Below are 12,534 nucleotides of genomic sequence, written 5' to 3' on the forward strand. Positions count from 1 at the left end.
TGCAATTAAGCGACTAACTTAAGCGCGTTCGCTGCAAAATTGCGCTAAGTTGTTAATTCTACGTTGCGTTGTAGTTGCCAGTGAGCAGTAACTGCGCAATTGCTGCTATGTTGGATAATGCTCACAGGCTGCATAAGGTTTAAGGCGAGGCTAAGGTTAATCGGTAGATATCCCCCTGTGCAGTATCTGCCTGAACAAATACCAGTTGGTCGCCACTAAAACTGTATTGATGAACAAAGTCGGCGCTTTGTGTCAGGAGCAGTCGGTCTTCTTGGGTATGAGGATTAAAGTCGAACAGTCCAACGCCTGGACGATGGTAAATAATGTTACCGTCCATCAGTTGCCAGTTCAGCCAGTTAGTGACAGCAAAATCATCTATTAGCAGGGTCTCGTTACCACTTTTGAGGTCCTTTTGCCATAAACCAGCTTGATGGTATTTGCTGTAAAATAGCTGGCCTTGCCAAATCCAACCGCTGTAGCCGCCTTGCTCGGTCAACTGACGATGTCCTGAATCCGGATGCCACAGCCATAGCTGCCAGTCGCCGCTTTTGATGCTGCTATACAACAGTGCGCCATCCGGGCCAGGATTGACCACATAGGCCTGGGCTTGTTCTGACAGAAGCTGTGTGGTCGTCCCGTCTTTTACTTGCACCTGGTAGATGCCGCCTTGATATGAATAGAGCAGGGCTGAATCATCGGCTTGCCAGCTAAGCCGGGTAAAGCCAGCAGGTAAGTCTGCCAGAACTTTTGCTTCAGACAGTCCAGTTTGCAACCAGATCTGGTGTTTACCCTGGCGCGTGCTGATAAATGCCATGTGACTGCCGTCGTGGCTGAGCCTGGGTTGTAAATCCAGCTTTGAGCTGGTGATGCGCTGCTCAAGTGACGCATTGGAAAGGTGCATTTGCCAAATGGAGGTGCGTTGCAGGCTATCGCTGTACACCAACTGTTGCCCTGATACCGCAAAAGACTGGATAGGTTGTCCGGCATAGAACAAAGGCGACACTTCATTGTTGTACCATTGATACAAATACGGGCCATTGCTGACGATTAGACTGTTAGTCGCCTGATGCCACTGTATGTCTTTAACGCCGAGTGTCATTTCATTTTGGCCGAGAACAGACATATCCTCAGTGCGATACGTTGTCAGTACGGTTTTTTGCTGGCTTTGATAAGTTGCTACCACCAGTTGTTCGCCTTCATGGGTTGGTGTCATGGCGAAGTCCCCCAGACCATTACTGATACTGACGGGCAAGGTTAGCTGACGACCTATGCGCGTATCTAAACGGTAGGCATAGATAGCAAAAGGCTGAGTTTTATCTTGTCTGGAACGGTAGTAGAAACCTTTGCTATCCGGCATCCAGACAAAGCGTAAGGCGTTATCCGGATGACAATCAAATAGCGGTGAGGCGGTCATTTGGTTCTGGGCGATATCAGCCAGCATCACTTTACAGCTGTCGTCCTGCTGCACAAATACCATCTGTTTACCGTCAGGACTTAATTTAGCATCCAGATGATCGGTTTCTCCCCGGCTAAGCATGTAACGCTGTGCGCCACGATGCAGCCATAGTTGAATGCGTCCGTTTGCATCCGGTTTATGAAACAAGATAATTTTTCCGTCTAGTGACAGACTTAGGTCGAACTCAATCCCATCCTCACCACTGATTGGCTGCACGGTTTTATTATGAATGGTTAGACGCTCTGATACAGGGAGAGTATTAACCCCGTTTTGCCACCAGATAATCATTATTGCGGCCACTGCGGCCAGCAAAAAAAATGGCCATTTAGCTGAGGCAGTTGAAGGCGTGGGATAGTCCGCTTCAGGCACAACTTTTAGCCGGTAACCCAGTTTTGGCAGCGTTTCTATATACTCCATTTCAGGATCCAGCTCAGCCAGACATTTTCGTAATTGTGATATAGCCCGGTTGATGGCGCTGTCACTGACTACGCGTCCCTGCCAGACGCTATCTATCAGTTGGTCGCGGCTGACCAGATAATTGGGGCTGCTGAGCATTTGCAGCAATAATTCGTAGACTCTGGGTTCAAGTGCGATTTTATGCCCTGCTGAGCGAAGTTCGCGGCTTTGCCTGGATAGGACTAAATTGCCCAGGCGGATTTCTTCCTGATCAAGTAAGCTCAATTTATCTTCCTGATTTTACTATATTTTATTATTCGTAAGCTTTTCATCACAAAAATATCAGTACCAGTGATGTCGCCAAACAGCCCGGATCGTTAGGTTACTGAATACCTAACAAAGGAGTTTGCTATGAAATCTGTGTCACTGGGGGGGCTACTAGCCCTGACGATGATAATAACCAACCTAACAGCCTGTGGTTCTTCCGGCAATAGTGGTCGTGCGGCAGAGCCAGCTGAGAGCTCAGAGAATATTCAGCTAGGTGAGCGAAGTTATTTGCTGGGGTTACCCGCTAATTTTGATAAGAACAAAGAACACAAACTATTGCTGGTTTTTCATGGTTCAGGCGGAAGCAGCGGCGGTATGCGCAGCTCAGCGCGTTTTGAGCAGCTTAGTTCTGACTACATTGTTGCCTACCCTAAGTCGTTGGAAGTGGAGTGGAATGAAGGCTGTGACTGTAATATCGCTCACCGTAAGGGTGCCGATGATCTGGGATTTATCCAGCAAGTTATCGAAGATGTAGGCAAGCGCTACGCGCTGCAAGAAGGGGAAATATATGCGGCGGGCTTCTCCCAAGGCGCCTTGTTTGCACAAAACGTCGCGTGCAATTTGGGTGACCAGGTTAAAGCCATAGCGACAGTCGGTGCGCCAATGTCTAAACAACTGGCACAGAGCTGTCCAATGCAAACCCCTGTATCAGTAATGATGGTACATGGTACCGCGGACAATGTGCTGTCCTACTATGGCAGTGATCATGCCAATTTTGGCCTATTGTCTAGTCAGGAAGCGGTAGCCAGGTTGGCAGAGTTGAATGGTAGCTTGCCTAACCCTTTGCTCAAATCTTCGGAACAGAATATCGGCTTAATCCATTACACTAATGGCGCCCAGAAGGTGCAGCTACACAGCATCATTGGTGGAGGTCACAGCTGGAGATTTTCTAATTTTGATACTTCCAATCAGATCCTGACGTTCTTCGCCGGTCTGGATGCACCAGAGCTACCGGAGCACTCTCAGCTGGTTGAAGTGCAAGGGCAGAAATTTCATGTGCGTAGTATGGGGGAGCAGAATACTGGTCCAGCTATCTTGTTACTACCGGGCTTTAACTATAACTACTTTAATGATTCCGCCTGGTATTCGTTGTTGCAGCCCTATCTGGCGCAAACTTACCGGGTACACAGCATTGACAGACTGGGTAATGGCTTCAGTGATATGAGCGAAGAGGTTAATCTGACCCGCTTTGCTGAGGATATAAATAGTATTCTGAATGAAATCAATGAGAAACATGTGCTACTGGTGGCCTTTTCCAGCGCCAGTATTACAGCCAGCCAGTTCTATCAGCACCGCAGTGATGACGTTCAACTGGCCGGCATGCTGTGGATTGATCCGGATATTGCCGGGCCTCACTCATTGAGTCTGTACAAAGGTTATCCTGCCGATTGGTATCTGGCCAACCTGGATGCGCTGCTGCCAATATTGGCCGAGGGTAAGTGGACAGCCCGGACCTGGAACAAACTGGTAGTAGAGCGAGAGGAGATTGCGGCTTTGATTCCAGAGGCGGTGGCGCACCTGATGGACTGGAATTTCCTGGACGTAGTCAGCCAGCAGCGCATGCTGGTTGGGCCGCAACAAACCAGGGCCAGGGAAATCGCCTTCTATGCCAATGACCTTGATGCTTACGCCGCCCTTGCCTTACCCAGCTCGGTGCCGGTGTCTGTGATTGACTCGGATTTCGAGGAGAAGGACATCCAGAATAACCCAGATAACGCTGAGATGCTGCGTCTGTGGCAACAAGAAGGCACGGCCTGGAGTAAACAGGTTACCGAATTTTCCAGCGGGCAATATATCAGCCTGGAACAGACCGACCATATGGTGATGTTTCAAAAGCCTGAAGCTATTAAGCAGGCCATTGATTGGCTGGTGGCCCAAGGGAAGTAGTGTAGAAGCCGCTTACTATAAAGGGCACAAAAAGTGACAAGGAATGCGGGCACGTCTTCACTTCGTGCCCTTAGGATCTTTGTGATGACAGATAGCTATTTGTTGTTGATATAAAAAATGCCGTTCACTTTTGGTGAACGGCATTGTTAGAGCAATTTTGCTCTCGAAGGGCGCTTAACTTAGTGCAGGATACGAGTCTTAATTGTGCCTTCAATGCTGATCAGACGCTGGAAGGCTTGCTCGGCATCGTCAGAATCCACATCAATTACCACGTAACCAATCTCTGGGTTTGTCTGCAGATACTGGGCAGCAATGTTGATGTTCATTTCAGCAAAGGCTTGGTTGATCTTGGTCAGTACCCCTGGAATATTGCGGTGAATATGCAGAAGGCGTGAACGACCGCGGTGCTCAGGCAGCGATACTTCGGGGAAATTTACCGCCGACAAGGTCGAACCGTTGTCACTGTATTTGGCCATTTTGCCCGCGACTTCTATGCCGATGTTTTCCTGGGCTTCTTGAGTAGAGCCGCCTACGTGTGGGGTCAGCAATACGTTGTCCAGGCCGCGCAATGGAGAAACGAATTCTTCATCGTTAGATTTTGGCTCAACCGGAAATACGTCGATGGCAGCACCGGACAGCTTCTTATCTTTAATGCTGTCGGCCAGGGCATCGATGTCGACCACAGTGCCACGTGATGCGTTGATAAGAATAGCACCTTGCTTCATGGCATCTAACTCGGCCGGGCCAATCATATTCTTGGTCTGCGGTGTTTCAGGTACATGCAGGCTGATGACATCAGAGGTTTTCAGCAACTGGTTAAGGCTCTTAATCTGGCGAGCATTACCCAGCACCAGTTTGTCTTCGATATCGTAAAACTGCACGCGCATACCGATATGCTCTGCCATAATGCTCAACTGTGTACCGATATGACCATAACCGATAATACCCAGGGTTTTACCGCGCGCTTCAAATGAGCCTACTGCACTCTTGTCCCAACCACCACGATGACACTGGGCGTTCTTCTGCGGAATACCTCGCAATAACAACAAAATCTCACCTAGTACCAGCTCAGCAACCGACCGGGTATTGGAGAATGGGGCGTTAAAAACCGGGATACCGCGACGCTGTGCGGCGTCTAAATCCACCTGGTTGGTACCAATACAGAAGCAACCAATGGCAACCAGCTTTTGCGCAGCTTCGATCACATTTTCGGTAAGTTGGGTACGGGAACGGATGCCGATAAAGTGTACATCCTGAATTTTTTCAATGAGTTCGGCCTCAGGCAGAGAGGTCTTGAGGTACTCGATATTGGTGTAGCCATTGGCTTTCAAGGTTTCCAGGGCACTTTGGTGCAATCCTTCCAATAACAGAATACGGATTTTGTCTTTTGGCAGTGACACTTTGCTCATCGAAATTTCCAACTTGGTTTGCATGCTTGGGGAATGAATAACCATCCGCTTAATTGGAATAGTTATTCCTAAATGTAGGCGTCTGGACGTCTAAAATAACAGAACTGAAGTTATTCGAAAAGGGAATTTTTGCTGAATTTGCCGCCAATTTGAGCACTATTTCAATTGGCGGCCAGGATGTATATCAGTTGTTTCAGAGTTGTTTCACGCCTGATTCACTGGCGACCAGCACAATATCAGCACCACGCTTGGCAAATAAGCCGTTGGTGACTACCCCAACGATCTGATTAATTTTTGCTTCGAGTTCCACTGGATTTAGAATCTCCAGATTATGCACATCCAGGATCACATTACCGTTGTCTGTCACCACGCCTTGGCGCCAGACCGGATCCCCCCCGAGTTTGACCAACTCGCGGGCCACATAAGAGCGGGCCATAGGGATCACCTCAACGGGTAATGGGAAGCTGCCCAGCACATCAACCTGCTTACTGCCATCTACTATACAAACAAAGGTTTTTGCTACAGCAGCAACGATTTTCTCGCGGGTAAGTGCAGCGCCACCGCCTTTAATCATATGCTTGTGTACGGTGATCTCGTCCGCACCGTCGACATACAGATCCAGATTATCCACTGAGTTGAGGTCAAATACCTCGATACCCAGGGCGCGCAGCTTGTTAGATGAATCTTCGGAACTGGATACCGCACCTTGCAGCTTGTGCTTAATGCTGGCCAGTCCGTCAATAAAATAGCCTACCGTAGAGCCTGTGCCGACACCTACAATGCTGTCATCTTCAATAAAATCCAAGGCTGCCAGAGCGGCGGCTTTCTTCAGTTCGTTTTGGTTCATGTGAGGTTGCACCAGGAAAATAAGCCGGGTGCATATCATCCCTCAATGTCAGCGGCTTTGGAAATGAAAGATTTTGCCGGGGGTTATAATTTTATGCATAGGAATATCCCAGGGCTGAACCGGCAAGTTATCGCATTGCTGGCAGTTGTGGGCCAGGCCGATAACTTCTACCTTAAGCTGGTCACGTTCTACGGGCCTTAAGGTTCTGTCGTAGTAGCCGCCTCCCATTCCCATACGGTTACCTGATTTATCAAAAGCGACCAGCGGGGTAAACACAATATCCAGCCACGGTAGTGGACAGATATTGCTGCTACTTACCCTCGGCTCGGCGATACCGTACTTGTTAGCGATCATAGGGGAGTTAGGATGGTAGTGCACAAATACCAGATTTCCCGGGGTAAATGGGTGCAATACCGGCAGGTACACCGCTTTACCTTGTTGCCAGCAATGGTTTATCAGTTCGCAGGGGTTAAGCTCTCCGTCATTGGCCAGATATAAAGCCACGCGAGTGGCTTGCTGGAAGGCGGCAAGCTCCTTGCATTGTTCGACCAGGCAATTGGCAGCCTGTCGTTGCTCCTGAAGTGAAAGCGCGTTGCGGCAAGCGCGATAATGTTGGCGTAGTGAATTCGGGCTGGATACAGACATCAGTTATGTGAGCCGAAAGTTTATATGCCCCTTCTTTTCTCTGGGATTGCCTTGAATGTCAAGGGACGTGGTTGCGATTGGTTGATTGAACTTGTGAAGTGCAAAAGCACCAAGGCCGTCTGCAGACGGCCTTGGGTTGACCTTAAGCTTTGTTAAGCTTGGCATCCAGACTGAATCTACCGCCACCTAATAGCATCAGGGCCAGGAAGCCACCGCTGATAGAAAGGTTCTTGAAGAACATCAGGAACTGGGTTTGGTCGGCCAGATTCATATGAAAGATAAAGGCAGAGGCTAGGGTAAAGAGCACCAACAATAAGGCTACCAGCCTGGTTTGAAAACCGACCAGCAGTGCCAGTGCGCCGCCAATCTCGGCCAAAATCACCAACGGCAGCAGGCTGCCGGGTACGCCCATAGCATCCATCCAGCCAGCTGTGGCTTCATAACCACTGATTTTGCTGGTGCCAGCCAGGAAAAACAAAATAATTAATAGTACTCGTGCCAACAGGTTAGTTAGCGAAGAGAAGGTAGAATCGGGTGTGATGGTCAGGATTTCGGTTTTCATCAATATGCCTCGTTAAATGTGGTTGACGAGATTAATGATAGTCCGAATTTTAAGAATTAAAATTAGGTAAAATTTAACTTTATATTCTTAAAAATAGAATTTTGGTGAATGTTAGTAGCTATGCATCCACAGACCGCAGATATCATTCCGAGTAGTACTTGGCTTGAAGAAGTAAAAGAGAGAAAGAAGAGGGCGTCTCCCAAAATGCCGCTGCCCAGAATTAGCCCTAGAACCGAAAAGTTCAGGGCGGGAGTATCATCACTACCGTAGGCTTCTCGGTACGAGCCGAGCCTGCACAAAAGCAGCCGAATCAACCCCCTGAGTTGATAGCATCGGCCAGGGACGTTACTGAACTGGCGAACACTTCAGGAGACAAACCGGTTGGCTAACCCGCCAGGGCGGATGAGCCGAATTTCTATATATCCGTATCAGGATTTTCCGTGTAAAGAGAGTGCGGCTGGGCGCATAGGCACCGACGTTATTGTGATTGTTGTAGCAGTAGCATCTCGACCTGCTCATTATAGGCCTTAGCCTGGCAGGAAAACCAGTGCTAACTGACCGATAGCCGAATAAACCAGCGTATTGCACAAGGCATAATCTATCCAACGCATTGCACGTTGCGGCAACGCTGTTGTGTGGGCGGGTTTGGGGGTAATATGCAGATTATGAAATTGATTGGGATGGAATAGGTTTGAGCAGCCTGAACAACACCTTTGATGAGTTAAGCGCACTTTTGGACCGTCATAGCATCGCTAGTGACGCCGCAGAGTTGCAAGGTATGCAGATTGGTATGCTGGCTGGCGGTATGCCGACGGACAATAAAGAATGGATGGGCGCGCTGGCTGATTTTGTTAACCAGGGCGAAGCTTTGCCACTTGAGGTAAAGAATGCCGTACAGTCTTTGTTTGATTTGACTTGTGAGCAGTTGAAAGCCGGAGATTTTGCTCTGCTCTTGTGTATGCCCGACGATGCGGCTCCGATTAACGACCGTGGTCAGGCACTGGTTAATTGGGTGCAGGGGTTTATGCTCGGGTTCGGATTGCATCAGGCCGATTTAACCCGCTGTTCGGAAGACGTCAAAGAAGCGCTGGAAGATTTCGCTGAAATTGCCCGCATGGACGAAGAAATGCCGGAGAACGAAGAGTCCGAGCAGGCGCTGTTTGAAGTGATGGAATATGTACGTATGTCTGCCATGCTGTGTTTCAGTGAGTTAGGCGCACATCGCGGTCCTTCGGCACAAACCAATAAAACCCTGCACTAATCATGATAAACAAGAGCGAGTTTGCCGCGCGGCGACAGAAGTTACTGGATAGTCTGGAAAACGACGTGGTCTGTGTGATTCCGGCAGCGCGGGAAGTCACTCGCAGTCGGGATACAGAATTTCCATTTCGCCAGGACAGCGACTTTCTTTATCTGTGTGGATTTAACGAACCTGACGCCATACTGCTGCTGGAAAAGTACCAGGGCAACAGCTTAGCCTTGTTGTTTTGTCGCGAGCGGGATCCTGTTGCCGAGATTTGGCAAGGCCGTCGCCTTGGGCCCGAGCGTGCGGTTGAGGTCCTGGGGGTGGATAAGGCTTTTCCTTTAGCCGAGTTTGATCAAGAGTTGTTCGCCAGGCTGACCGGTAAAACACGTTTAGTCTTCGCCCAGGGCGCAGACAATGCGCTGGATAATCGCTTGTTTGAGGCCCTCGCTGCGCTGCGCAATACGCCTAAACGCGGCTTTAATGTGCCCAACCTGATGCAGGATATTCGTCCGAACTTACATGCTCTTCGGCATATCAAATCAGAGGCGGAACTGAGTTTAATGCGTCGCGCTGCGGATATCTCCTGTCAGGCGCACATTCGCGCAATGAGGTTTTGTCAGCCCGGCCGCTTTGAATACCAACTGGAAGCAGAGCTGCACCATGAGTTTGCCATGCAAGGCGCACGATATCCCGCTTATGGCACCATAGTTGGCAGTGGCGTGAATGGCTGCATTTTGCATTACACGGAAAATGCTGATGAGCTGAAAGCCGGCGACCTGGTGTTGATTGACGCCGGTGCTGAGTTGGAAGGCTATGCCGCTGATATAACCCGTACTTTCCCGGTTGATGGGCGGTTCAATCCTGCACAGGCTCAGCTCTATCAGTTTGTATTGGATGCGCAAATGGCGGCTTTTGAGCATATCCGTCCTGGCGGTACTTTACCTGATGCCATGGATGCGGCCGTCAGGGTTTTAACCCAAGGATTGATCCAGCTCGGTATCTTATCCGGCGAACTGGAAGACAATATCAATTCGCAGAGCTACCGCGCTTACTTTATGCATGGCATAGGTCACTGGTTGGGACTGGATGTGCATGATGTGGGTGATTACAAGCGCGACGGCGAAAACTTGCCTCTTGAAGCCGGCATGGTATTAACCATAGAGCCGGGTTTATATATCAGTGAAGAGGCCGATGTGGACGCCAAGTGGCGCGGCATTGGGATCCGTATTGAAGACAATCTGTTGGTAACAGTTGGTGGACATGAAAACCTGACCGCCGCCTGTCCCAAGCAGATTGCAGAGATAGAAGCACTAATGGCGAAGCAGTGAAATCACAGCGTATCAATCTGGACGTATTAATTGTGGGTGGCGGTGTCGTCGGTTGTTTGTTGGCGCGCGCCCTGGCAAATTCCGGGCTGAAACTGGGCATAGTGGAAGCCCGGCCGTATGAAGCTCAACAAAACCATCCTGGTTTTGACAGTCGTACTCTGGCACTGGCACGTCATTCCGCCCACTACCTTTGGCAGCTCGGGTTTAAGTCCGCGCTGCAGGCCGCCAGCACCCCTATTTTGAGTATCAAGATTACCGACAAGGGACATTTGGGTCAGTGTTATCTGGACAGCAAAAGTCAGGGCATTGAAGCCCTGGGCTATGTCATTAGTCAGCAGCACCTTGGCAATATGCTGTATTCGCAGCTCGCCACGCAAGCTATGCAATGGTTTTGTCCGGAGCAGGTTAAAGCGGTGCAACAACAAGCCGACACCGTGCAGGTTTCGCTTACCTCGGGTGAACAACTGACAACCCGATTGTTGGTGGTGGCCGATGGCGGTGACTCCAGCACGGCCAGAATGCTAGGGGTTAGCAGTGACATCAATGATTATGGCCAAGTGGCATTGGTGGCCAATGTTGAAACCGAACAGCCCCATCATCAACGAGCTTTTGAACGATTCACCCCAAATGGTCCACTAGCCCTATTGCCTATCGACGAGCGTCAGGCCGGTTTGGTCTGGAGCCTGGATGCGGCGAGTCAGGATGAATTTGGTCAGCTATCGGATACTCAGTTTCTGCATCGCCTGCAACAGGCCTTTGGTTACGATTTAGGGCGTTTTACCCGGGTCAGTCAACGGGCTATTTATCCGCTAAGGTTAGTGCAATCCGAGCGCGGCATAGCGCATAGAGCTGTGATTCTGGGCAACGCTGCTCATACCTTACACCCCATTGCCGGGCAGGGATTTAACCTCGGGCTTCGAGATGTGCAGCAACTGGCGTCGCAGTTAAATAAGCTTAATGGCGCTGACCCTGGTGGTTTCGACCTGTTACAGCGCTATCAACAGCAGCGCCACTGGGATCAACGTAAAGTGATTGGTCTAACCGATGGACTGGTGCGAATCTTCTCTAATCAGCATGCACCACTGGTGATAGGACGTAATTTGGGCTTGTCGCTTTTACAAGGCTGTCAGGGGGTTAAAAATCTGCTGGCGTGGCAAGCCATGGGCTATAACGGAGAAAACTGATGCAGCATGTTGATATTGCCATTATCGGCGGCGGGATGGTGGGGCTGGCCCTGGCCAGCGCCCTGAAGAACAGTAAGTTGTCGGTATTGGTGGTAGACGAGCAGTTTCCTCTTAAGCCTTTGGCCGAACAGCCTGAACTCAGGGTTAGTGCCATCAACCAGGCCAGCGAGAACTTGTTGCGCCGCCTGCACGTTTGGCCGGCTATTCAAGCTGCTCGCTTGCAAGCCTATAGTCATATGCAAGTGTGGGAACAGGATAGTTTTGCTGCGATTGAGTTTGACCATCAGATGCTGCATCAAGGTCATCTCGGGCATATTATCGAGAATCAGGTGGTGGTGAATGCCTTGTGGGAGTCTTTGCTGGATGCTGATAATGTCCAGCTACTGGCGCCAGTATCAGTACAATCCTGGCAACGACAGGATGATGGGGTTGAGTTGCAATTGGCGGATGGCAACACTTATCGGGTCGGCTTGTTGGTCGGTGCGGACGGTGCCAACTCCAGAATAAGACAGCAAGCCGGGCTGCCTATCAGCTTTGCCGACTATCAACATAAAGCAATCGTTGCCACAGTACAGACTGAGTTGCCGCACGGCGCTTGTGCCAGACAGATCTTCACACCGGATGGACCATTGGCGTTTTTACCACTGTATGAAGAGAACCTGTGCTCTATTGTCTGGTCAGCAACCACCTGTGAAGCTGACCGATTGATGACTTTGGATGAGCAAGCCTTTTCTCATGCGTTGACCAGTGCTTTTGATGCCAGACTTGGGGTATGTCAGGTGCACAGCAAAAGGCTAGCGTTCCCTTTAACCATGCGTTATGCCAGGCGCTGGCTGGATGAGCGTTTGGTACTGGTGGGTGATGCGGCCCATACTATTCATCCATTGGCGGGGCAGGGTGCTAATCTGGGGTTGATGGATGCTGCCGCCTTGGCGGAACGTTTACTAAAGCTTAAATCTGATAATAAAGATATCGGTTTACTGGCTAATCTGCGCCCTTATGAGCGCTGGCGTAAAGCCGAAGCGGTGCGCATGCTTGCGGCGATGGGCGGTTTTAAAACCTTGTTCAGCGGTGCTCATCCGTTGAAAAAGCTCATGCGCGGGGCCGGCATGTCGGCCATCAATCATTTGCCGTTGGTGAAGCAACAAGCTATGGCTATGGCTGCTGGTCTGGCAGGCGATACACCGAGCCTAGCTAAACCGCTGATTTGATTGAAATAGGCATTTTTTAGCTGAATAAAAAAGGGG

Annotated in this window: 10 protein-coding genes and 1 other RNA gene; 5 read left to right on the forward strand and 6 right to left on the reverse strand. The window is 50.0% G+C overall.

The features are described 5' to 3' along the window. Window positions 1-139: 139 nt before the first annotated feature. A complete protein-coding gene (locus KJY73_RS14195) occupies window positions 140-2,137 on the reverse strand; it encodes a winged helix-turn-helix domain-containing protein (protein ID WP_214344370.1) in 1,998 nt (665 codons plus the stop codon). A 126-nt stretch (window positions 2,138-2,263) separates the two neighbouring features. Here KJY73_RS14195 and KJY73_RS14200 point away from each other — a divergent pair, with 126 nt between their 5' ends. After that, on the forward strand, window positions 2,264-4,066 hold the full coding sequence (locus KJY73_RS14200; protein WP_214344371.1) for an alpha/beta fold hydrolase: 1,803 nt from the start codon (window positions 2,264-2,266) through the stop codon (window positions 4,064-4,066). Window positions 4,067-4,245: 179 nt separating this feature from the next. Here the strand turns inward: KJY73_RS14200 and serA are convergent, their stop codons facing one another. From serA to ssrS, 5 genes are all read right to left on the reverse strand, one after another. Continuing rightward, window positions 4,246-5,475 (reverse strand): phosphoglycerate dehydrogenase, encoded by a 1,230-nt coding sequence (gene serA, locus KJY73_RS14205; protein ID WP_214344372.1) that lies wholly within the window; start codon window positions 5,473-5,475, stop codon window positions 4,246-4,248. Between the two features lie 193 nt (window positions 5,476-5,668). Then, window positions 5,669-6,322 carry a ribose-5-phosphate isomerase RpiA gene (rpiA, locus tag KJY73_RS14210; RefSeq protein WP_214344373.1) on the reverse strand — a complete coding sequence of 218 codons (654 nt, stop codon included), beginning with the start codon at window positions 6,320-6,322 and terminating at the stop codon, window positions 5,669-5,671. 48 nt (window positions 6,323-6,370) lie between these two features. Next, window positions 6,371-6,967, reverse strand: a complete 597-nt coding sequence (locus KJY73_RS14215; protein ID WP_214344374.1) for a 5-formyltetrahydrofolate cyclo-ligase — start codon at window positions 6,965-6,967, stop codon at window positions 6,371-6,373. A gap of 142 nt (window positions 6,968-7,109) precedes the next feature. Beyond that, complete coding sequence (locus tag KJY73_RS14220; protein ID WP_214344375.1) at window positions 7,110-7,529, reverse strand: DoxX family protein; 420 nt, start codon at window positions 7,527-7,529, stop codon at window positions 7,110-7,112. Window positions 7,530-7,721: 192 nt separating this feature from the next. Beyond that, window positions 7,722-7,904, reverse strand: a non-coding RNA gene (gene ssrS / locus KJY73_RS14225) — 6S RNA. A 316-nt stretch (window positions 7,905-8,220) separates the two neighbouring features. On the opposite strand from ssrS, the gene KJY73_RS14230 reads away from it, so the two are divergent. The 4 genes from KJY73_RS14230 to KJY73_RS14245 are packed head-to-tail and all read left to right on the forward strand — an operon-like array spanning window position 8,221 to window position 12,498. Then, window positions 8,221-8,790 carry a UPF0149 family protein gene (locus KJY73_RS14230; protein ID WP_206593361.1) on the forward strand — a complete coding sequence of 190 codons (570 nt, stop codon included), beginning with the start codon at window positions 8,221-8,223 and terminating at the stop codon, window positions 8,788-8,790. 2 nt (window positions 8,791-8,792) lie between these two features. Next, window positions 8,793-10,103: a Xaa-Pro aminopeptidase gene (pepP, locus tag KJY73_RS14235; RefSeq protein ID WP_214344376.1), complete on the forward strand. Its 1,311-nt coding sequence runs from the start codon at window positions 8,793-8,795 to the stop codon at window positions 10,101-10,103. Then, window positions 10,100-11,287, forward strand: coding sequence for a 2-octaprenyl-6-methoxyphenyl hydroxylase (ubiH, locus tag KJY73_RS14240; RefSeq protein ID WP_214344377.1), 1,188 nt, complete (start codon window positions 10,100-10,102; stop codon window positions 11,285-11,287). Before pepP ends, ubiH begins: the two co-directional genes overlap by 4 nt. Beyond that, window positions 11,287-12,498 (forward strand): FAD-dependent monooxygenase, encoded by a 1,212-nt coding sequence (locus KJY73_RS14245; protein WP_214344378.1) that lies wholly within the window; start codon window positions 11,287-11,289, stop codon window positions 12,496-12,498. The genes ubiH and KJY73_RS14245 overlap by 1 nt, the downstream gene beginning before the upstream one ends. The last annotated feature ends 36 nt before the right edge of the window (window positions 12,499-12,534 follow it).

The sequence above is a fragment of the Bowmanella yangjiangensis genome, from assembly GCF_018531185.1.
Taxonomy (GTDB): Bacteria; Pseudomonadota; Gammaproteobacteria; order Enterobacterales; family Alteromonadaceae; genus Bowmanella; species Bowmanella yangjiangensis.